This is a genomic window from Arthrobacter sp. UYNi723, from assembly GCF_054057635.1.
In genome coordinates, this window is sequence record NZ_JBSRZM010000005.1 from 105,592 (window position 1) to 126,862 (window position 21,271).

The 21,271-nt window shown below is 63.0% G+C and carries 23 protein-coding genes and 2 pseudogenes; 18 read left to right on the top strand and 7 right to left on the bottom strand.

Going from position 1 to position 21,271, the window contains the following annotated elements:
- The first annotated feature begins 24 nt into the window (after nt 1-24).
- From ACVWY0_RS05725 to ACVWY0_RS05755, 7 genes and pseudogenes are all read left to right on the top strand, one after another.
- Entirely contained in the window at nt 25-507 is a 483-nt protein-coding gene (locus ACVWY0_RS05725) for a DUF805 domain-containing protein (protein ID WP_485835830.1), read from the top strand.
- 306 nt (nt 508-813) lie between these two features.
- Nucleotides 814-2,364 (top strand): IS21 family transposase, encoded by a 1,551-nt coding sequence (gene istA / locus ACVWY0_RS05730; RefSeq protein ID WP_485835831.1) that lies wholly within the window; start codon nt 814-816, stop codon nt 2,362-2,364.
- Nucleotides 2,361-2,873: pseudogene (locus tag ACVWY0_RS05735) on the top strand (ATP-binding protein); the annotation flags it as partial. The gene istA and the pseudogene ACVWY0_RS05735, both read left to right, overlap by 4 nt.
- Before the next feature lie 168 nt (nt 2,874-3,041).
- Nucleotides 3,042-4,232 (top strand): site-specific integrase, encoded by a 1,191-nt coding sequence (locus ACVWY0_RS05740; protein ID WP_485835832.1) that lies wholly within the window; start codon nt 3,042-3,044, stop codon nt 4,230-4,232.
- On the top strand, nt 4,225-5,172 hold the full coding sequence (locus tag ACVWY0_RS05745) for a tyrosine-type recombinase/integrase (protein WP_485835833.1): 948 nt from the start codon (nt 4,225-4,227) through the stop codon (nt 5,170-5,172). The genes ACVWY0_RS05740 and ACVWY0_RS05745 overlap by 8 nt, the downstream gene beginning before the upstream one ends.
- A complete protein-coding gene (locus ACVWY0_RS05750) occupies nt 5,169-6,164 on the top strand; it encodes a tyrosine-type recombinase/integrase (RefSeq protein ID WP_485835834.1) in 996 nt (331 codons plus the stop codon). The genes ACVWY0_RS05745 and ACVWY0_RS05750 overlap by 4 nt, the downstream gene beginning before the upstream one ends.
- Before the next feature lie 93 nt (nt 6,165-6,257).
- Nucleotides 6,258-6,500, top strand: a pseudogene (locus ACVWY0_RS05755) (ATP-binding protein); the annotation flags it as partial.
- A 131-nt stretch (nt 6,501-6,631) separates the two neighbouring features.
- Here the strand turns inward: ACVWY0_RS05755 and ACVWY0_RS05760 are convergent.
- From ACVWY0_RS05760 to ACVWY0_RS05770, 3 genes are read right to left on the bottom strand one after another with little or no spacing between them, the layout of a single operon-like run.
- Complete coding sequence (locus ACVWY0_RS05760) at nt 6,632-7,204, bottom strand: hypothetical protein (RefSeq protein WP_354249764.1); 573 nt, start codon at nt 7,202-7,204, stop codon at nt 6,632-6,634.
- Nucleotides 7,201-7,479: a hypothetical protein gene (locus ACVWY0_RS05765; protein ID WP_485835835.1), complete on the bottom strand. Its 279-nt coding sequence runs from the start codon at nt 7,477-7,479 to the stop codon at nt 7,201-7,203. Before ACVWY0_RS05765 ends, ACVWY0_RS05760 begins: the two co-directional genes overlap by 4 nt.
- 34 nt (nt 7,480-7,513) lie before the next feature.
- The gene (locus ACVWY0_RS05770) at nt 7,514-8,290 is read right to left on the bottom strand and encodes an Rv1352/Rv1906c domain-containing protein (protein ID WP_354249762.1); all 777 of its coding nucleotides are present in this window, start codon (nt 8,288-8,290) and stop codon (nt 7,514-7,516) included.
- A 154-nt stretch (nt 8,291-8,444) separates the two neighbouring features.
- Between ACVWY0_RS05770 and ACVWY0_RS05775 the strand changes: the two genes are divergently transcribed.
- From ACVWY0_RS05775 to ACVWY0_RS05785, 3 genes are all read left to right on the top strand, one after another.
- A complete protein-coding gene (locus ACVWY0_RS05775; RefSeq protein ID WP_354249761.1) occupies nt 8,445-8,894 on the top strand; it encodes a hypothetical protein in 450 nt (149 codons plus the stop codon).
- A gap of 96 nt (nt 8,895-8,990) precedes the next feature.
- Entirely contained in the window at nt 8,991-9,392 is a 402-nt protein-coding gene (locus ACVWY0_RS05780) for a hypothetical protein (protein ID WP_485835836.1), read from the top strand.
- Between the two features lie 205 nt (nt 9,393-9,597).
- On the top strand, nt 9,598-9,984 hold the full coding sequence (locus ACVWY0_RS05785) for a DUF7793 family protein (RefSeq protein ID WP_354249759.1): 387 nt from the start codon (nt 9,598-9,600) through the stop codon (nt 9,982-9,984).
- Nucleotides 9,985-10,607: 623 nt separating this feature from the next.
- On the opposite strand, the gene ACVWY0_RS05790 is transcribed toward ACVWY0_RS05785, so the two are convergent.
- Nucleotides 10,608-10,922 (bottom strand): Lsr2 dimerization domain-containing protein, encoded by a 315-nt coding sequence (locus tag ACVWY0_RS05790; RefSeq protein ID WP_354249758.1) that lies wholly within the window; start codon nt 10,920-10,922, stop codon nt 10,608-10,610.
- A gap of 334 nt (nt 10,923-11,256) precedes the next feature.
- A complete protein-coding gene (locus ACVWY0_RS05795; RefSeq protein WP_354249757.1) occupies nt 11,257-11,460 on the bottom strand; it encodes a cold shock domain-containing protein in 204 nt (67 codons plus the stop codon).
- Between the two features lie 915 nt (nt 11,461-12,375).
- On the opposite strand from ACVWY0_RS05795, the gene ACVWY0_RS05800 reads away from it, so the two are divergent.
- From ACVWY0_RS05800 to ACVWY0_RS05830, 7 genes are all read left to right on the top strand, one after another.
- A complete protein-coding gene (locus tag ACVWY0_RS05800; RefSeq protein ID WP_354249756.1) occupies nt 12,376-13,461 on the top strand; it encodes a glycosyltransferase in 1,086 nt (361 codons plus the stop codon).
- Nucleotides 13,462-13,626: 165 nt separating this feature from the next.
- Complete coding sequence (locus tag ACVWY0_RS05805) at nt 13,627-13,962, top strand: hypothetical protein (RefSeq protein ID WP_485835837.1); 336 nt, start codon at nt 13,627-13,629, stop codon at nt 13,960-13,962.
- An 828-nt stretch (nt 13,963-14,790) separates the two neighbouring features.
- Nucleotides 14,791-15,441, top strand: a complete 651-nt coding sequence (locus ACVWY0_RS05810; RefSeq protein WP_485835838.1) for a hypothetical protein — start codon at nt 14,791-14,793, stop codon at nt 15,439-15,441.
- Between the two features lie 100 nt (nt 15,442-15,541).
- On the top strand, nt 15,542-16,384 hold the full coding sequence (locus ACVWY0_RS05815) for a S26 family signal peptidase (RefSeq protein WP_485835839.1): 843 nt from the start codon (nt 15,542-15,544) through the stop codon (nt 16,382-16,384).
- Nucleotides 16,381-17,256, top strand: coding sequence for a LamG domain-containing protein (locus ACVWY0_RS05820; RefSeq protein ID WP_485835840.1), 876 nt, complete (start codon nt 16,381-16,383; stop codon nt 17,254-17,256). Before ACVWY0_RS05815 ends, ACVWY0_RS05820 begins: the two co-directional genes overlap by 4 nt.
- A gap of 1,490 nt (nt 17,257-18,746) precedes the next feature.
- Nucleotides 18,747-19,322 (top strand): GNAT family N-acetyltransferase, encoded by a 576-nt coding sequence (locus ACVWY0_RS05825; RefSeq protein ID WP_485835841.1) that lies wholly within the window; start codon nt 18,747-18,749, stop codon nt 19,320-19,322.
- Nucleotides 19,323-19,396: 74 nt separating this feature from the next.
- Nucleotides 19,397-19,615, top strand: a complete 219-nt coding sequence (locus tag ACVWY0_RS05830) for a hypothetical protein (protein ID WP_485835842.1) — start codon at nt 19,397-19,399, stop codon at nt 19,613-19,615.
- 193 nt (nt 19,616-19,808) lie between these two features.
- On the opposite strand, the gene ACVWY0_RS05835 is transcribed toward ACVWY0_RS05830, so the two are convergent.
- Nucleotides 19,809-20,732: an aminoglycoside phosphotransferase family protein gene (locus ACVWY0_RS05835; protein ID WP_485835843.1), complete on the bottom strand. Its 924-nt coding sequence runs from the start codon at nt 20,730-20,732 to the stop codon at nt 19,809-19,811.
- On the opposite strand from ACVWY0_RS05835, the gene ACVWY0_RS05840 reads away from it, so the two are divergent.
- Nucleotides 20,725-21,000 (top strand): hypothetical protein, encoded by a 276-nt coding sequence (locus ACVWY0_RS05840; RefSeq protein WP_485835844.1) that lies wholly within the window; start codon nt 20,725-20,727, stop codon nt 20,998-21,000. The genes ACVWY0_RS05835 and ACVWY0_RS05840 overlap by 8 nt on opposite strands.
- A 3-nt stretch (nt 21,001-21,003) precedes the next feature.
- Here ACVWY0_RS05840 and ACVWY0_RS05845 read toward each other — a convergent pair whose 3' ends face one another.
- Nucleotides 21,004-21,195 carry a WhiB family transcriptional regulator gene (locus ACVWY0_RS05845; protein WP_485835949.1) on the bottom strand — a complete coding sequence of 64 codons (192 nt, stop codon included), beginning with the start codon at nt 21,193-21,195 and terminating at the stop codon, nt 21,004-21,006.
- Between the last annotated feature and the right edge of the window lie 76 nt (nt 21,196-21,271).

Consider the following 21,271-nt stretch of genomic DNA (forward strand, 5'->3'; position numbering starts at 1 on the left):
TCACTCTGGTCTTTGGGGGAAACTTTGAGCTATCCGCAACAGCAACAGCAACAGCCGTACGCGTCCGCAGTTGGCGGTGAACCGCCGCTCTGGGCGCCGTATTATGGTGCACCGATCGCGGTGGCCGTCAAGCGGTTCTTCAAGAAGTACGCGACGTTCTCGGGGCGTGCCAGCCGCAGCGAATACTGGTGGTGGACCCTGGTGTCTGTCATCGTCAGCATCGGCCTGTGCCTCGTCATGTCGCTTCAGTGGCAGCCGGACTCCGATGGACAGGTGCCCCGGTTTGGGGCAGTTGCAGGCATCAGCGTAGCCCTGATCGGCCTCTGGTTCCTGGTGATCATCGTTCCCTCTATCGCCCTGACCGTGCGTCGCCTGCACGACAGCAACAAGAGTGGCTGGCTCTACCTGCTCAGCATGATTCCGTTCGTGGGTGGAATCATCCTGCTGGTCTTTGTCCTCCTGCCGCCCGACCCTGCCGGGCAGCAGTACGACCAGCCAACCAGTTAGTCACCAGCGCGCAACGCCCTGGATGGCCCCGCTGTCAGAACGACGGCGGGGCCTTCTGCTGTGCCAGGGAAGGACGACTAACGAGTGGCCTCAGGGCAGTCCACCCGTATACGGAGCAGGGCTTGCAGGAGAGCAGGAGAACTTGGACTGAATACTGGCTTCCAAGGGAGCCACCTGTCGTGCGCTGCAGAGCCACCTGCCCAGATCACGGATCGTGTCGTTCAGAGCCACGATTGGCGTGGTTGAGAGCCACCTGAAAAGCTCCTCCCACCACGTGATGGCCACGTGGTGGGAGGAGTACCGGTAATGGTACGGAAGATCAAGGCGAAACTTGTCTTGCAGTTACGAAATCAGGGTTTATCAGGCAGGTCGATCGCCTCGGCGCAGGGCATCGCGCGCAATAGCGTCCAGGCGGTGCTCGATGCAGCGGACCGGCTCGGCGTCGTCTGGGATGACGTCGCGGAACTGTCGGAAGCCGAGGTGTATGCGGCCGTGTTCCCCGGCCGCGGCGTTCATGAGAGCGTCTTCGCGCAGCCGGACTGGCCCCGGGTTCACACTGAGTTGGCCCGGGTCGGGGTGACGCTGAAGCTGTTGCACCAGGAGTATGTCGACGCAGCGTCCACGGCGCAGGCAACGATGAGCTATGACCGGTTCTGCCGCCTCTATGGCGAACACGCCGCCGTCTCGGGGGCGACGTCAAGGGTCGGGCACAAGGCCGGCCGCAGTATCGAGGTCGACTGGTCCGGACCCACGATGCAGCTGTTGGATCCGACGACGGGTGAGCTGTCGAGGGTGTATTTGTTCGTCGCGTGCCTGCCGTTCAGCCGGTATGCGTTCGTGGAAGCGAGCCTCGACATGAAGCAGGAGTCGTGGCTGCGCGCCCACACGGCGATGTTCGCGTTCTTCGGTGGCAGCGTCCCGCGCCTGGTCCCGGACAATCTGAAGACCGGGGTGATTTCCCACCCGAAGGAGGGCGAGGTCGTGCTCAACGACGCTTACCGGGAGATGGCGGCGCACTACTCGGCAGCGGTCCTCCCGGGCAGAGTTCGCCACCCTCGAGACAAGAGTGGTGCCGAGAACACGGTCTCCCATGTCGCGACCTGGGTCATCGCCGGCCTCCGGCACGAGAAGTTTACGTCGCTGGCGCAGCTGCGCCTGCGGATCCGGGAACAGATCGATGCCTATAACCGGGAGCCGTTCCAGAAACGTGACGGGTCACGCCTCAGTGTGTTCACCGCGGAGGAGAAGCCGTTGTTGCAGGCGCTGCCGGCGGCCCCATTCGAGATCAGCACGTGGGTCTATAAACGCAAGGTGAACGCCAACGCTCACGTGGTTTGGGCGAAGAACTTCTATTCCGTTCCTTTCAGCCATATCGGCGCCCTCGTTGACTTGCGCGTGACGGAGACGATGCTGGAGGTTTACCGGCGTGACGAGCGACTGACCAGCCATTTGCTGCTGCCGGCCACGGCCAGCAACCAGTATCGGACGAACGAGGCGGACCTGCCCGAGGGGCGCAGCTTCCAGGCCTGGGACCGGGGCCGGATCGAGGAGTGGGCGGCGCGGGTCGGACCTGCGACGGCGGCAGTGACAGCCAAGATCTTCGAGACCGTGTTCATCGATGAGGCCGGCTTCGACGCGGCGCTGGCGGTGCTGAAACTGTCGCGCCGATTCTCCCCGGCACGCCTCGAAGCGGCCTGCGCGCTGGCGCTGCGGGGCCCGATCCGCTCACCCCGCTATGCGCACCTGCGGCCGATCCTCGACACCGGACAGGACAAAACCGGGCACACCCCCGAGCCCGAGCCGGATGATGGCGGTTATGTTCGCGGCGGCGCCTACTACGCCGGAGGCACCCGATGAGCGTCCTGGATGGGGAGACCAAACGCAAGCTCCGCGAGATGAACGCCGGCGAGCTGGTGGAGGCCATCGACCTCCAAGACGACACCCTCAGCATCAGCTTGTCGTTCGAGGAACGGGTCCGCCTGGTCGTCGACGACGCCTACTCCACCTTCATGCACTCGAAAGTGGACGGGCTGATCCGACGGGCGGGGCTTCGTTACCCCAACGCGGACCTGCGGCGCATCGACCTGCTCGACGAGCGCGGCCTCAACCGGCAGCTCCTGACCCAACTCGGGACCTGCTTGTTCGTCACTCGGCAGCAGAACGTCGTCTTCCAGGGGTTCACCGGGTCGGGGAAGTCGTATCTGGGCTGCGAGATCGCGAAACGCGCCTGCGAACATCGGATCCGCGCCCATTATGTTCGGATGCCCGACCTCGAAGAGGCCTGGGTCGCAGCTCAAGACACCCCCGGCGGCGCCGGCAAGTTCCTCCGGAAATACGCTGCCTTCACCCTGCTCGTCATCGACGAGCTATGCGAAGCTTCGCATAGCTCATCTTATGTAGAGCAAATGGTTATGCGAAGTTGACCAGGTGCGGCCGGGTTTCTTGCTCGAGTAGAGAGCATTACTTCGCATAATCGATTCCTCTGAAAGCCTGTTTGTCTCGGTATGACGTTCAGGCAGATTCGGAGGAATGAGATGAGAAAGACAATTGAGGAGCTCGTCACTCAGGCGGCTCAGACGCTCGCCGAACTGGGGTACAAGTCCGGCACGATTCAGCACTACAGAGTCTCCTGGGGCAAAGCCCGGCGATGGTGTTCAGAACGTGACCTCGAGTGGTTCGGGGCGGATGAGGAACACCAGTTTCTCGAACAGATGGGGCTGAACGAGAATGTGCTTTCGCCAGCCAACCGCAACGTCCTCAGGCATATTCGAGCCCTGCTTTCCGTGGAGAACGATGGGTGCCTTCCTGCTCTGTCAAGGCCAGCCTCTGACGATGTGCCCGATCGGTTTCGGCGGGTGTTCGGAGCGTATGCCTCGCATTTGGAGCAGTGCCGCCTCGCTCACGCGACACGACTTGGCCAGGTCAGCATCATCAGAAAGTTCATAGCAGGTTTGGTTATCGAAGACTTCGACGATCTCTCCGTCGAGGATGTCACGGCCCACATGGAAGCGTGTTCCAGGATGACCGCGCAAACCCGGGCCGGGATCCTCTACGCCATCCGCGCGTTTACGAGGTGGGCAGCCGAAGAGGAATTATGCAGTCCCGCGGTCGCGGCCGCGATGCCGGTCATTCCCGGCCACAAATATGCGTCGCTGCCGTCGGCCTATGCTGTCAGCGAGGTCGCGGCGATGGTCGCTACCCCAGGAGAAGAGTGCCCCAAACGTGATCGGGCGATGCTGCTTCTGGCCGCTGTTCTGGGAATGCGCGCAGGCGATATCAGAGCGTTGCGTCTGGAGGACATCGATTGGCGTGCGCACGAGGTGAGATTCACACAATCCAAGACCGGCCGCCCAGTCAGGCTCCCCCTCCCTGAGGAGGTGATACTCGCCCTTGCCGACTATCTACGCAACGAGAGGCCACTGAGCGTTAACGATCACGTGTTCTTGCACCATCGCGCACCCCATGACAGCTTCGAAGGTCGTTCGAACTCTTTCCACAACGTAGTAACCGCTGCCTTCGGCCGTGCTTCGGTGGACACGTCCGGTAAGCATCATGGGATGCATTCGCTGCGTCACTCCGCGGCTACGAACATGCTCTCCGGCGACACTCCCTACCCGGTGATCTCAGGAATACTGGGTCATTCGAACGCGAACACCACGCGCAAGTACATGGCCATCGACGTCGGAAAGCTCCGCTGCTTGTGCTTGGAGGTGCCTCGTGGATGACATCATCGTGTTCCCCGGCCCCCACGGCGAACAGTTCGCCGGGTATGTGAGTTTCAAACGCTCGCTGGGTTATGCCATCCCGGTGAGCTACCAGTACGTGCTGCGAGAGATCGCGCGATTCATCGCCGCCCGCCACACTGATTTCGACATCATTTCCCGCGCCGCTATGGAAGAGCTCACCGCCAGGAAACCGGACGAGGCAGCGTCAACCCAGTGCAAACGTATCGCCATCTTGCGGCAGTTCTGTGTGTGGCTTGCCAGCAAAGGTTTCGCGCCGGCGATCCCGCCCGAGGGGCTCGCCCGCGACACCACCGATTTTGTGCCGAGGATCGTGTCAGAGTCCGAGATGGCCAGCATCCTCACCGTTGCTGATCGCGCCCAATCCGAGCAGCGGAGGTTGCTGCTCCGGTTGCTTTGGTGCTGCGGTATGCGCATCGGTGAAGTCTGCGCGCTTGCCCTTTCCGACGTGGATGTCAGCGTGGGCACGATTCTCATCACGCACGCCAAAGGCGACAGGACCAGGCTGCTGCCCATGTCGGAATCTCTGTGGGAGTACGTCGCAGGCTATCTGGAACGATGCGAGCTCGCGGGCGCAGACGGCGCCCTGCCGCTGATACCAACGGCGCGCGGCAACTTTCCGCGCAGCAGCAATGCGGGCGTCGCCCTCAGCCTCATCTTCGCTCAGGCTGGTGTTCTCACCCGTCAGGGCAGACCAATTCGCCCGCACGATCTCAGGCATTCGTATGCGGTTCACGCGCTCGAGAAAATGGTCGATGACGGAACAGATATCTACGTCGCCCTACCTCTTCTGGCCACATACATGGGCCACGCCGACATTCAGAGCACCGAGTACTACCTAAGATTCACCACGGACACGTTGCTCCGAATCATCGACGCGCAACGGCAGACATCGCAACGTGTGTTCGAGGGTGCATCATGAGAGAGTTCCAGTCGCTGCTGCAAACCTTCCTCATCGACTACCTGCCGAGAAGGCGAGGGCTCAGCCCTCACACCATCGCTTCATACCGGGACACGTTCGTGCTGCTCCTCAAATGGATGAACAGTTGCGAGGGCATGACACCCGACAAGGTCACCATGGCAAGCCTCGACCCCGACCACATCGGCCGATTCACCGATTGGCTTCGCGAAGAACGCGGATGCGCCGCTTCAACCTCGAACGCGCGCATCGCTGCCATCAGATCATTCGCAAAGTTCGTTCAGTCCCAGGCGCCCGAGCACATCGAGATCTGCCGCCGCCTCCTTCAGATTCCCTCGATGAAGGCCCCAAAACCCGCGGAGGTCGAGTTCTTGAACGTCGATGCCGTGAAACTCGTAGTCGCCGCCGCGTCAGGCACTTTGCGAGATCTCGCGATAGTGTCCGTGCTCTACGACTCAGGTGCCAGAGTCAGCGAGATCTGCGGGATGACGGTCGGAGACCTGACGTTCTCTCGCCCGCACACCGCCCGGGTCATCGGGAAAGGGAGAAAAGCACGCGTTATCCCATTGTCTTCGCAAGTCGGCGAGATACTGTCTCGCTACATCGCCTCAGTACGCTCCCACGCCGCGCCTACAGAGCCGCTGTTTGTGAATAGCAGCGGGAATCCGCTCGGTCGGGCGGGAGTCGCCTACGTGCTGCAAAAATGCGTCGCAGCCGCGCACAGCACCCATCCTGAGACAGTTCCATCGAAAGCGCACCCTCACGTGATGCGCCACTCGAAAGCCATGCACCTGCTCGACGCCGGCGTGAACCTGATCTACATCCGCGATTTCCTCGGCCACGAAAGCGTGACAACCACGGAGATCTATGCACGGGCCAGCACTGACGCCAAACGCCGAGCCATCGACGCCGCCCAAGCGAACATCATTCCCGAAAGCCCCTACGGGAAGGAGCAACGGGCAGAACTGGTTGCATGGCTACGCGACCTACTGTGACGACAGACGATTATGCGAAGCGATCGATCCTACCCAGACCGATGAACAGGACCCGACAGCGGTGCACTTCGCATAATCGTTTGCTCTACATAAGACGAGTGGTTACTTGATCGGCCGACGGAATCGATGCGGACGATGTTGCTGGAGTTGATGGAGCGCCGTTACGGCGAGACGTCGACGGTGTTCTGCACCCAGTATCAGCAGAAGGACTGGCATCACCGCCTCGGCGCCGGCGTCCACGCCGACGCCATCATGGACCGCATCATCCACAACACCACCTGGGTCGACACCGGCACCTACAACATGAGGGAGCAGACCGCCCTGGCCAGCGCCTAACGATCAGGTCGAGGGCCAGTGGCTCCCAAGCACACCACCACTGGCTCTCTTCCGCACGATCGGTGGCTCTGAAGCGCAAGATTGGGTGGCTCTCAAGGCATCAAATACTCACTTGGACCAGGTAGACCCGTTCAAACGACCAAGGTGGTCGCCCCGCAGGTCAGCCGCAGCGCCCCGCCGGCAGTGTTCAACCTGCAATTCTGGTCTTTCACACGCGGCCACCCGGAAATTTCCGGTGCGCTGCGGACCCGCTTGTAGTGGAGCTCGTCGTGCTCGGTGTAGATGTCGACGCTGTCGCCGTCGAAACCATCCTGGGTGATGAGCACGGAGGGGCCGTCCGCGGCTGTGATCTTCACGGTGTCCCCTATGCCGAAGGCGCCGAAATACGCGAAGAGGAACATTAGGCCGAAGTACGGCACAGCGGCCGTAACCGCTGCCGCAGTTGTCCACCCGATGATCCGCCTTGGAATTTTCCGCGCTATGCGGCCAATCAGTGCTGGCACCAGGAGAAACAGACCCGTGGCACCAGCCAGGAGCGCCGCAATCCGGAACCAGGAGGCGATGGAGTCCGCGGGTATGCCGATGTAAAGCAGCAGGCCCTCCCGTGCGGCGGCCCAATATGCCTCATTGATGGCATGGTCTGCCCAGGCGCATAAGGCAGCGACAATCAACACGGCGGTCCCCCAGATTTCCCGGCGCTTCAAATTGCCTTCTTCACCCGGGCATCCCGCGCAACCAGCAGCCCAACTGTGAGGAAGACCTCCAGGAGAATCGTCCCAAGCCAAGTCAGGGCGGTAATAAGGGCGAGTATGAAACCTGCCATTCCGCCGGACAAAAGCATCACCGCGGCCACAACAGGAAGCCCACCGAAGAGGACCCAGCGGGTGTAGCGGGCAGCAGGGCTGCCGGCGATGGCCAGGCCCGCGTGGCCAAGCCAGAGAACCAGAGTGACCACGGGTATAAGCAGGAAAACGCTCATCACTCGCCCCGTATGTTGTCGCTCATCACCCCGGCTAACCGCCTATCCAACGGAACCCACAGCCCTCGACCGTAAATCCTGCGGCGCTGGCGGGGATGACGATAGTGAACTGTGGGGCGACACTGATGAAGTTGTTGGCGAGGATGTTGCCCTGTGCGTCTGAGATCTCCCAGTAGCAGTTCTCTACTTTGTCGCCCTGGGACTGCCAGGTGCCTGGCGTAACGTCTTTGCCGACCAGGTATTTGCCCGTGTAGACAAGCTTGCCGTTAGCGCGGTCGGCATCCAGGGCGCCGCCGGCGCCAGCGCTTGCCTCCAAAGCAGCCCGCTTCGGGTGATCCGGGCAAAGGGTAAGTGCTGCCGCAATTTCTTTGGCCTGGGCTGCGCTGACTTCACCCTCGAAGTAGTGCCCGGCGCTGGTGGCGCACAGCGCGTAGAGATACTTGGCTGTGTCCGGCGACGTTCCCCCGGAGGCAATGCCCGCGGCCTTCTCTGCGGCACTCTGGGTTCCCGTGGCTGTGCCTACTGTGCACAGGTCGAACGGGGTTGCCCAGGCTGCCTTGTAATCGGTGACCGTGGTCCGGGACTCACGGTTCGCAGTGCAGGACAGGGAATACTTCAGACCTGCTGGTGACGGCGTGAGCGTCGGTGTAGACGTGGGGGTGGGGCTGGGTGTCCGGTTCGGCGATGGTGTAGCGGTCGCAATCGCGGAAGAACTGGATGAGCTGGGCGCGGCGGCCGGTTCACTGCCACATCCGCTCAGCAGGAGCACGGCAAAAAGTGCGAGCAGGGCTGCGGTCAGGATGCGTTTCAAGATTCCCCCAAAGAAGTGTCAGTGCAGATCACAGGCTATATGGTCAGCTGCCGACTTCCCGGAAGCGCGAATCCGGCGATCGAGGCGGACGGGCGCCTGCACCAGCATATGATTCTCGATGCATCATTCACTTTTTCCTATGGGGGAAATATTCATGAAAAAATCCATCGCATCCATTGCTCTCGCTGCCGTCCTTGTTTTGACGGGGTGCGGCGGAGCAGGCACGACCATTACGGGTGCCGCCGATTCCAAAGCCGCCCAGGAGGCGCCCAAGATTCCTGACCTGTCCGGTGGATGGAAGCAAAGCAACCCCAACAGTGAGAAGTCGTACCAGCAGGCGACCATCGCCGCCGACAAAATGACAATCGAGTGGGTTACCGATGGTGGTAATACGACCTCGATCTATTGGGTTGGAACGTTTGCCGGCCCGACCACCGCCAGCGAACCGTACACCTGGACCTCGCAGAAGGATGTTGCGGCGACTAAATCCGCGCTCCTGGCATCAGGTGATGCCACCAAGGAATTCAAGTATGAAGGTGGCACCATCAGCTACAAGGCCAGCATGCTTGGAACCACAACAACCGTAAACCTCAAGAAGAACTGACACCCGCACGAGAGAACGCCCCGGCGAGCATTCGCTCGTCGGGGCGCACCGCGATCGCCATCGCTAAAGGTGTCCTCGCTGCTAGAGTCAGAATCCATGACCCTAGACCCCGTCCGTTCACCTGGTGTGCCGCAGCATTTGCTCAGTATCGGCAACCTGCACGTCACCGAGCAGCACGTCATCACGCCGGCTGGTACATGGCCCCTCGCTGATGTGAACGTGACGACCTCGGACCAGACCTCAACGACAACCCACACGCCAGCGTGGGCCATCGTTATGGTCTTCCTCTTCATTTGGTTCTTTCTGCTGAGCCTGCTTTTCCTGCTGGCCCGTGAAACCCGCATCAGCGGATTTGTCGCCGTCCACATCCAGGCACGCGGCTACTCCTATACCGAACAGGTCCCCGTCTACTCGACCCAACAACGCGCGGACGTCCTCAACCGTGTTCTGTTCTTGCAAGGAGCCATCGGCCAGGCACGCAGCCGGCACTCCTACTGACGGCCCCCCCCAACAAAACGCCGCCCGCCGATTACACCCCACTGAGCCGCTGTCCTTCACCGATCCACCGGGCGTACCGGGCCTTTCTGACGGCGTGCGTCGTGGACAACACCGTGGCCGTCATCCCCGGCTGCCCGGCCGAGGTCTATTGACTTCTTCCTGAATTCCGGGATGGTTGCAATGATGCAGATTTGGGGGCAGGGTAGTGGAACCGATCGCGGTTGAAGGTGGCAAAGGCACGGTGGAACTCCGTGCCGGCAAGGTTATTCATCTCGCGTGGATGAACAACGTCAGAATCGAAGCGGCAAACGTTCACGCCGCGATGGCAGCCGTTAATAAGGTTGGAAACGGGTCGGAGTATCCGATGCTGGTTGACATGGCCACCACTGATTCCGTGAGCCGTCAGGCCCGGTCCGTTTTCTCCAATCCATGTGCGGCCTCCCGCATCGCCTTGCTGGGTTCCAGCCCTGTAGATCGGGTACTCGCGAACTGGACCCTTGCGGTGCAGAACCTCCCCTGCCCCACGCGCTTTTTCAACTCCCGGACCGAGGCCATGAAATGGCTGCTCTCAGATCCCGCCCCGCGGACCTGACTCTCACGCAATGAGAACATGCAGGGCCTAGGACCCTGGTGGACGTCCGCTGAAAAGATCACCATCCACGCGGAAGAGCTCTGGCGATGCCGGTCTTCGAGACCTGTAAGAGCGCTATTCAGGGGCCATTCAAAGGAACGGCACTCCCCTTGTACTGCGGATTGAGCGGGGCGTAGTCTGAAGCCACCGTCCGGAAGTTCCATAAGCCGAGGGGAACACCATGACCATTCCACCGCAACACGAGCCCTCTCCGTTCCCGCCGCCAGACCCTTTTCCTGCCCCAGGCTCTCCGGACCCCACCTCTCCCCCGGACCCAGGCCCGACTCCTGACCCGACCTCCCCTGTGCCACCGGGCCCGCTGCCCGGACCGGAGCCAGGTACGCCGACGGAGGATCCCACGCACCGGTCCTGATCCCCGCGGGTGGACGTGCCCGCCGTGTCTTTTCCCACGTCCTGCCCCTGCCGAGCGCAGGGGCAGGGCCGCAGGCTCTCCCATACATGGTCCACCGAATCTCAGGAGACTCTCCCGCCACCTACTTCGACCCGTAAGCGGATAGCACTTCCACGGGCCTGAGCGCAGGGAACTTCGGACATGCCGGACGGCGGGCGTCCTGACTTCTGCCTTAGTGGGCGGCTTTGTACCGTGCCAGGATGTCTGCGTTGATCTTGCCCCGGCTGTTGACGGCCAAGCCCTGCTCTTTGGCCCACGCACGCACCTCGCCGCTCCTGGCCCCGGCACTCCTGCGGGCCGGGCCCGTTCCTGCACCCGCCTTCCGCGCGGCCTCCGTGTACGGGCGCATCAGCGCGCGCAACTCCTCGGCGTGGGCACCGTTCAGATCGACCTCATAAGAACTGCCGTCCAGAGCGAAAGAAACAGTTTCATCCGCATCGGAACCGTTAAGATCGTCTTCCAGCACAATGATTTTTCGGGTAGCCATTCAAAGACCGTACCGCGTCCAGGTACACACCAGCGCAGGACCGACGGCGGGATGGGGCTTAGCCACGCGGGCTGGGGGAACCGCTGGCTCTTCCGTCGCCGGCCTTCTTCAAGTCTACGCCGGGGCCATGGACGCCGATCCGCCGCTCAGCGGTGAGGCCAGCACCCCCCTGGGAAGTGGCAGCTTTATCCCCGTATGGCCCATGCCTGAGATCCGGCGCCGTGGGTCGCCGGTCGGCGGCCACCCGATCTCCCGGGGCGCCCCCGGCGACCAGCCCTAAAATCGGTCCACGCCCAGAAGAGCAGTGCCGCTCACGGCCGGCTGGCCGGATTGATCACATCGGATGGATGTTCTCTGCCTGCGGGCCCTTCGGGCCGGGGATGACGTCAAACTGGACTTTCTGGTTCTCCTCCAGGGAGCGGTAGCCGCTGCTGGCGATTGCGGAGTAGTGGGCGAAAACATCCGCCGACCCGTCATCGGGCGCTATGAAGCCGAAACCCTTCTCGGAATTGAACCATTTAACCGTGCCTGTTGCCATCGCTGCATCCTTCGGTGACTGCTTCTGCGCCAGCCCTGACGGCAGACGCGGCGGAAGGTGTGTCTACCGCTGCACCAAAGCTACGGGCACCGACCCTGCCGTGCAAGGGCTAAAGCCGCAGGAAGTGGCACCAATAACGGGGTTAAGGTCAGGCACAACTCCAGCGGAGGGCAAAGTGCACGGCAGCGGCTGTGGCGGCATGTCCTTTAGCTCTCAACGCCCGTCATGCCCGATAAACCGGCCCGCGGCTGCCCTCGGGCGGAACGGATGACGCATATTACCGCCGGGTAGAGATGTGCAGGCCAGGGCGGCGCGGATAACCTTGAAAACCGGTGCACGTGTCGACAGGAAATGACGTGCACCTTCCCGCTCAATGGGGAGCGGGTTGAAGCAAAAGGTGGGCAGTGACAGCCATATTCGAAGTGTTCCATGACCATGGTGGTCCTTTGCCTTTCAGGTTCCGGCTGCGGTCCGATGACGGTTCCGTCGTCGCGGTCTCCGGCCGGATGGGCAGCATAAGTGCCGTCAAGGCAGCCTCATGGCAGTCCGGGAGAGCGCCGCGGCAGCTCTTGTGGTTGACATGACCGGATCCGGACTGCCAAGAACTCCCGCAGAGCAGCCGCCTCGACCGCCGGACAGAGCCTAAATGGGTGGTTCGACGACAACGGTACTGAACCGCTGCCCGGACGCAACACCTGACGGTCTCCTGCCACCCGGTACCGTGTCTTTCCACATGACCCAAAGCGGAGGCCCGGACACCGAACCCACGGGTTGTGCGGCCGCCCGGCCGGCTCTACATTGGGGCATGACCAACCCAGCGGGCCAGCAATCTGTCGTTGCCCTTCAGGACCAGAGCACCAGCGCGCCAAGAGCGGTCCCGTGCTCGCCTGCGGGAGGCCCCGGATGCGCATAGGCATGATCGCTCCGCCCTGGATACCCGTGCCGCCGCCGGCCTATGGCGGCATCGAGGCCATAGTGGACTCGCTGGCCCGGGGCCTGACCGCTGCTGGACACGAGGTCCTGCTCGCCGCCGCGGCAGGCAGCACCTGCCCGGTCCCCCAGCTTCCAGGGGCCTCCATTGGGGACCGGGCAAGAGTCGGGACGGGATCTGATGAGCTCCGGCACATTGTGTCCGCCTACGAAGGGATGGACGGCGTAGATCTGGTCCACGACCACACCCTCGCCGGGCCGCTGTACCGGCACCGGCCGAACCAGGCACCCATCATCACCACAGCCCACGGACCTCTCACCGGAGGGCTGGGACGGGTCTATCAGGCGATAACCGCCGACGCATCTCTCATCGCCATCTCACACCACCAGGCCAGCGCCGCCCCGAAACTCAGGATCAGCCGTGTCATCCACCACGGCATCAACGCCGCCGAGGTACCGGCCGGAAGCGGCCGGGGCGGCTACGCCTGCTTTCTGGGCCGGATGAATCCGGACAAAGGCCTGCGACAGGCCATCGGGGCCGCACGGCTGGCCCGGATGCCGCTGCGGATCGCGGCGAAAATGACCAGCCGGGACGAGCACGAGTATTTCCGCGCCGTCATCGCGCCGCTGCTCGGGCCCGACGTGGAATATCTGGGCGAGCTGAACACCAAGGACAAATACGCCCTCTTGGGAGACGCCGTTGCCCTGCTGAATCCTATCCAGTGGCCCGAACCGTTCGGTATGGTCATGATCGAGGCCCTAGCCGCCGGGACCCCGGTCATCGCCACCCCCAGGGGCTCGGCCCCGGAAATCATCGACGACGGCACAACCGGCTTCCTGCGCTGCGGAATCCGCGAACTCGCCCTCGCCCTGCACGAGGCCCGAACCCTGGACCGGGGCGACTGCCGGCACGCCGCCGAAACACGCTTCAGCACCGAACGGATGGCCTTTGAACACCTTCAGCTCTATCAGGAGACCCTCGCCGATGGTCCCCATACGGCAAGGCCGGTACTGAGACGCGGACGGACGCCGACGGTTCCCCTTCCAGAGGCACGAAGCACCGTCAACTAAGCTCGAACATAAGGCACTGGTGCGGGCCGGCCGTGCTTTCGCCCGGGAGATGACTGCCGACTGGCCTGAAACGCATGACGTTGTACCGGCGTTTGCCGCCGTGCTCCCCTCCCCCATGCGGGTCTGTCTCCTTGCCCGGATCCTTGGCAGAGCTACAGTAATCGCATGGGAAGCGACCGGGCCGAAGCCATACACATACTCACGCAGCTGGAACATGCCGTGGAAACCTTGGCCACAGGCACCGGACGCATCCAGCAGCGCCTCGCCGACGCCTATCACTACAGCCTCATCGACGACGAAGCGAACATCAGCCACAAGCTGCCTCCGGCCGTCTACGCCCTCAAGCCGGATCTGCGCGCAGCCATCACCACGGTCCATGACGCTGAACGTGGATGGGCAACGGCCAGCGCCGCCACACTCACCGATGACCAGTGCGTCATCTTTGCCCGCAGGATCCTTCACGCCGCCTACCTCATGCGGAATGCCTGTGGCAGTGTCTAAGCACACATCAGCCCGCTGAGAACGAACGCGGTCTTCCAAGACCGCAGCCACGGCAAAAAATGGTGCAATGCGACCAGCGGGGAACAGGGCTCGCGCTACGTTCTGCGGACTCTCTAATTGCGGGAGTTGTGACGTCCCGCGCCGACTCCCCGCGTAAAACGCATGTAACGGCGGGCAACTATGTAAGCGGCGACCGTGGCCAGGAGGGGAACGAGCAAGAAGCTGAGGAACCCCGCTCCCCCGCTAGCGAAGCCTCCGACGGTCATGAAACCGGATATCCCGATCCACCAGCAGAGAAGTGCCACAAAGCCACTAATAGCGACGAACGAACCCCGAAAGTCCTGGCGTTCAATCAAAGTCGAGCGATCTTCCGGGTTGTCCATGGCCCCGCCCCCTTCATTCATTGATGACTTAAATATAGGACAGCATGGATCCTTGTTTTTGGCGAGACCACTGGAATCAGTAACGATGGCAAGCCCGAGTCGTCGCACTCCTCAGTGGTGCATTGCCTGCGCGCGGTTCCATCCCACTTCCTTGGTTCTATGGGGGTCTACCGGCCAGCCGTGGGCTGTTTCCGGTACTGGCGCGGCGAGCCGGTCGGGCAATGGGGTTACCGGCCGGTAGTGTAGGTCGGGCGCCAGCGGTGCAGCCGTGCGGGCCCGGATAGCGGGCCGATCATTCTTGGACGGCGCAGCTTAGACCGCCATCAGTGGATATTCGTGAACCATTACCGGGTATCTGTGCGCCATGGACAGGCCGGGGGACCACGTTGCAAGGGTGCCCTGGTGGGGTCCTTCCGTCTAAGTCCGACTGCTGAAAGAAGCTGCCATGAACGATTCCGTTATGCCCACCAAGAAGAACCGCCGCATCGCCCCGCTGGCTCTCATTGCCGCCGCCGCCGGCGCGGGGCTGCTGTCCCTGACCATGACCGGGACCCTGTCAGGCTTCGCCGCCAGCATCACCAACAGCGCCAACACCGCAGGTTCCGGGACCCTGGTTATGCAGGAACAATCCACCGGCACCACGCCCGTCACCTGCACGTCCAATTCCGGTGCCGGCGGGGTCGGGACGAACACCGCAACCTGCGCCACGATCAACAAGTTCGGCGGGAGCACGGTTCTGGTGCCGGGCAACATGGTCAGCACCGACATCACGATCAAAAACATCGGCACGGCCAACGCCGGCACCTTTGCCCTGGCCCCGGGCACGGCCTGCACCCAGTCCAACAACGGTGCCGTCAACGGCACCGCGACGGACCTGTGCGCGAAGCTCAAGGTCGTCATCACCGCCGGCGGCACCTCCATCTTTAACGGCACCGCCGCGACCCTCGCCGGGGCCCCCGCGATCAGCATCACCCCAGCCCCGGCCGCCGGTGTGAGCATCCCGGTCAACATCAAGGTCACCCTCGACGCGACGGCAGATAACACCTACCAGGGCCTGGCCGCATCGCTGCCGCTCACCTGGTCGTTCGCCAGCTAAGAAACCAGCTAAGAAACACGCCCTGCGGTGCCCGTGCCGGAAGACACCATGCCGGCACGGGGCACCGCACCCTCGTCCCAGCCCGGAAAGGAAGGCAGTGGTGTCCCAGGTAAAGGACCGGTCCCGCAGCGTGGCCCTGGCCATCTGTGCCCTGCTGGCGGCGGGGCTCGTGCTCGCCGCCGTGCTGTTCTTTCTGGCCGGGTGGCGCTGGTTCGTTGTCTCCACCCCCTCCATGGGCCAGAGCGCCCCCGTCGGTTCCCTGGTCCTGTCCGAACCCGTCACCGCGTCCGGGCTGCACCCCGGGGACGTCCTCACCTTCACCCCGCCCGGGCGGCCCGGAACGGTCTACACCCACCGCATCGCAGGGATCGATGATGCCGGGGGAATCACCACCCGCGGGGACATCAACGGAACCAACGACCCCTGGGTCCTCACACCGCAGAATATCCTCGGCCGGGCCACCCTCCTGCCCGGCTGGGGCTGGCTGGTCAAGGCAGTGCCCCTGCTCCTGGCCGGAGGCCTGATCCTGTGGGCGGTGACCCGGTACTGGATCCGCGGCCGGTGGCAACGGCCCGTCCGGCTCTTCGGGGCCTGCGCCGTCGTTTCCCTGACCGTCATCGTGCTCCGTCCCTTCATCGGTCTGACCCTGCTGGAGGTCGTCACGGACGAATCGGGGACCCGGGCCAGTGTCGCCTCCACCGGGCTGCTGCCCATCACCGTCCGGGCCGAGCACGGCACCACGGCCGAGCTGGCCAGCGGCCAGGTCAGCGAACTCACCGCCAAGACAGGCGAGGGCTATTACTACCTCTCCTCCGCCGCCGACCTCCCCTGGTGGGGTTGGATCATCAGCGTCCTGGTGTGTCTGATACCCGTCTTCTGGGTCCTCGGCCGGGGCCTGCGCTCCGGCGATCCCCAGCAAACACCGGACCCGGTGCCCGGATGACCACGGAACCGCGCGGACCCCGGCCCCGCCGGCCCGTTCCCGCCGTTGCCCTCGCCCTGGCCCTGATGACCGCTCTGGCCGCTCTGGTCGTCCCTTCCACCTCCGGCGGGTACCTGGCACGGATCACCAACAGCACGAACACCTCGGACACGGCCCCCTACTTCACCTGTCAGGGCGCCATGGCAGCGGACAAGGCCTCCGCGATATTCGCCTACCGGCTCGCCGAAACCTCCGGATCCACCGTCGCGGCGGACTTCTCCGGCAAAAACAACCCCGGCACCTACCGCGGCACCATGACCTCGGACACCACCTCAACGAACCGGCCCTGCACACCCCGGGACCCCGGCGGATCCTACGCCCTGACCGGAACTACAACGTATGTTTCGGCGGGAGGTTCCACGGTCCGGGCCTCCACAAACACCTTCACCCTCGAAGTCTGGTTCAGGACCACCACCCCGGGCGGCCGGCTGATCGGTTGGGGGAACACCGCCACCGGAACCTCCGCCACCTATGACCGGCACATCTTCATGAACGACGCCGGGCAGCTCGTCTTCGGCGTCTACCCCGGCACCGTGAAAGTCATCACCAGCCCCGGCAGCTACAGTGACGGGAAACCCCACCACGTCACCGCAACCTTGTCCGCCGCAGGGATGAAACTCTACGTCGACGGCCAGCTCGCCGCCCAGGACCCCGCCACCACCACCGGGGAAACGTTCAGCGGGTTCTGGCGCATCGGCTACAACAACCTCGCCGGCTGGGGCACCAACGAACCCTCCAACTACGCCTTCACCGGGACCATGAGGTTCGCCGCCGCCTACTCCACCGTGCTCACCCCCGCCCAGATAGCGGCCCACTACACCGCCGGGCGATGACGACGATGCCGCTTAATTAAGGGGTCTCGCCCTCAGCGACCCGTCCGTCGGCAGAAGCTTGGCCCCGAGCGGACGGGGGCCATGCCTGGCCGCCGGAATTCTTGGTCATGTCGCTGGACGATCAGCCGAGGTATTTATTAGAGTCTCTAACTACGGAAACCGGCAGGGGCGCGCACAGCGCCCGGAAAGGAGGAGCGCATCACCGCAGACCATTACAAGAGATCAATTGCCCAACCCGCTGAAAGCCCCTCCCGAGGGGCTTTCCCTATTTGTCGGCCAGTATGAAACGGCCACAGCGAGCCAGCACCTGAAGGTGGGAAAGTCTTTGCCGACCATGCCAGTTCGTGAGAATGTATCGCCAGAGTCGGGCTATGAGTGCAGAGGACTCCTGACATTCCGTGCAATCGCCTGCTGAAAATGACACCAAGCCCCCGCACGGCTGCACGCTGAACACCCCATGCATCGGGGATAACCGGATTATTTAGCCGGGCGGGTCCAGGTGTTCTCCACCGGCCCGCTGTCGGGCTTCGAGCTGGTGCTGCTCCAGCTTCGTTTCCGCATCCCGGCGACGGTAACCGATCGCACGCAACTGACCCCTCGTAGGATGACGGTGTTCCCGCTCCCACGCGTGGACATTCACTCCGGTCCCGGGAACGCCCGCGCCGCCATACCCGTTCGCAGTCTGACTCATATCCGGATCGTCTCACGAGCCTTACCGCCAGAGAAGTACCTGACCCGAATCGTTACCGGCTAACGGGCGCCCGGGGGTGACATTTATCGCTGCGAAAACGCCGCCATATATCGCTGCGATTCACAGCCCTCGGCCTTCCGGCCCCCGCGGCAAGCACCGCCATCCCTCGATTCAAGGTGTTCTCGAAATCCGTTGTTTTCGAGAACGCGAACGATGTAGTCCGGATGTGGGCACCCGAAGGAGGAGTAGGAAAGTACAGCGCGGTGGCCATCTCAGTGGTAGCCCAGTGCCGCTGACGCATATCGAAATAGCCCATGACTTTGAGGTACTTCCGCGTGTACGCGGAATCTGAGAACATCAGACAAGTCTCCAGACAAAGGGACAACAACTGCCGACCCCTGCAATTGGCCCCTCACCGAGGTATCCCCTGGAGGACCCACATGCACCCTTTGATCTCGATTCTTATCGTCCTTGCTGTGGCAATGCTCTGGGTCGCAATCACCTCGAGCATGCTTGCCCTTCTCGGTCGCGCTGAACGTCGCTCCGGGCTCAGAGAACCCCGTAAGGGTGCCGTCGGTCCAAAGCGCAGGCATGGGAGCATGAGCCCAAGGAAAGTGAAAGTGGGCCGCGGGCGCCGGGCTCGGTGGGTAGCCCTGCACCGCTAAAGCAGGTATCCACTACTCGTGTGCGCGGCGCGGTCGGCCGCTACGGTGAAGACCGGGGCCGGCGGTGAGGGTGCGGCCTGAGACCGTTCGCACCTCCCCCAGCCGCCGTCGGCCACCTCTACCCTGCACCGCGCATGACCACGATCTTCACGCATAAGCCGACAATCCAGGGCAAACGCGTCAAACTGCGACCGGTTCAGGCTCAGGACGTACCTATATTGCATCGGATGCTTCAGGACGCCGAAGCCGCAATTCTAACCGGAACAGTGCACTCCAGCAGCCAGACAACGCTGCCTTGGACTGTTGATGACCTCCGCGTGAAGTACGAACGCTGGAGCTCCGCTGATGACCGTCTCGTCCTCGCCGTGATTGATCAGGCGACGAACGCGATGGTTGGAGAAGTCGTCCTCAACGACTGGAACGAGTTGAATCGCTCCTGCGGCTTCCGCACTTTCCTTGGCGCCGAAGGCCGCGGCCGGGGGCTTGGAAGTGAGGCGACCGAGCTGATTGTCCGGCACGGCATACACGAGCTTGGTCTTCACCGAATAGGTCTCGAAGTTTACGCCTTCAACCCGCGCGCCCGGCATGTCTACGAGAAAGTAGGATTTCGCTACGAAGGAACGGGCCGGGACGCGCTGTGGTTCGACGAGCAATGGATTGACGTCCACTACATGTCGATCCTTGAAACCGACGTACCACTGAGTCAGTAGAGGATGGTTCTCCGGTGCAAAATGCCGCTCGTTCGTCCACCCACACCTATTGACGTCACCGCTAGGCTCGGGTCATGGGCACCAGGAATTGGAAGCAGCCGACCAAAGTGGGCGCCGTGTTTATGGGCCTCATCGCAGCAATGTGGTTGGCCAACAACCAATATGCCGTGCTGGCAGAGGGTGCCAGAGCAACAGTCTGGTATTGGATTATCCAGAGTCTGAACCTTGCTCTGTTGGGCTTCAGCTTCTGGTGGTATCGCCGGGCCGCGAAGAAGTCACCCGAGCAAAGCTAGGGCTCCATGGTGGAGCGGCGCTGGCGATTGCGGTCGTCCGCCTCTCATTTCTGACCACCCGGACTGCTAGCCGACTGCATGCCCCACCCAGCCATGCCGACCAAGTGGCCCTCGTAGCCCGCTCAAAGCGTCTGATAGGGGCCAAATCACGGAACTTCTAAGACGTCCGCAAGCCGGTCCGTTTGAGGAACCTTTACCGGGCGGTGGGGAGGGTGCTCGAGAGCTCGGCATCGTGCACAATGCGTGTGAGAGTGCTCCGGCCGAGCCGAGCCATTTTGGGATTCGACGTCTGGTAGTACCAGACCAGACCCATGGCTTGTTGAAAGGCCCATGCAGCACCGCGTTGCCACTCGGTGGCGCTGGCACTGAGAACTTCACGGAATGCCGAGCGAGCCTCAGCGTCGAACAGATGCCACGCAGCGATCAGGTCGAGAGCGGGATCGGTGGCCGAGAAGCCGCCGGTGTCGAGTACGCCTGCGAGGCGGTGGTCACTCACGAGGAGGTTCGCTGGGATGAGATCCCCGTGCGTCATGACGTCGGCTTGGTTCCGCGGCAGGGCACGGAATCGCGCCCACAAGTCTCTGAGGACAGGCACGTCGAGCAGCTGCTGACTCTCCTGGAAGCACGTTTCCATCCATCTGTCCGAGTCGGGGAGGTGCCCACCGCGCCCAGACCCGGCGAAACGACGGCCCCGCATAGGGGCCGTGCGGAGTGTTCCAACGAGTTCGGCAACATCCCTGGCGAAGTCATCGGCGTGAGCAACACCTCGCGGCGTTGCGATTTTGCCGGGCAGCCATGACTGAACCGTCCATGGCATGGGGTAGTCATGGCCCGGACGCCCCAAAGCGATAGGTACTGTTGCGGGGAACGGACAGACAGTCAACAGCTCCCGCATCGCCGACGCCTCGCGCCGTAAATCTGCCGCCACGCCGCTTGGGTCGGAAGCGCGAAGCGGAAACCGTGCCGTTCGAGCAGTTCCGATCCGGTAGATCGCGTTGGCAGTCCCACCGGTTTTGATCTGCTCGACGACTTCGTTGCGCCACTCCGGGAACTGCTCCGCGATCAGCTGTTCGGCAGTCTCCGCACCGATACCGATCTCGTCCTGGTGCATGGTCATACAAACGACACTACTGCGCCCTGATGCCCGCAAAGCGATCGTGCTGGTCACCCCTGCGCTGCTGACCCGCGTCGCGGCGGAGGGGATCGCTGATAAGGAACTCTCGGAGCTCCTGGCGCGCGACCAGCTCATCCCCGTTGTGCACGGGAAGACGTACGAGGCTCTCCGCGAGGTCAGCCCCTTGCTCGGCTCGCGAAGCGGCTTGAACACTGCAGAAGAATCGATGGCAGACATCGCCGCCAAGGTCGCCGAGCTGGTCGACGTGTAGGACCTATTCGGGCTGAGGTGTGAGGGTCGCGGCGTCTCCTTCGGAATGAGCTGAGCGCGCTAGTCGGTGTCGGCCGCCCCAGATGACGTGTTCGATGTGGTGGTCGAGCGCGTGGGCGAGGCCGGAGGCCTGAACCAAACAGCTGGAGCAAACGCCGAGCGCGGCGGTCGCGTAGTCGCTCCGCGCAGCTCGCATCCGCCAGCCGCCAGCCGCCACGGCGGCACTACGAGGACGCACTTGCCTGCGACTTCGACGCGCTCGGCCGTGCACG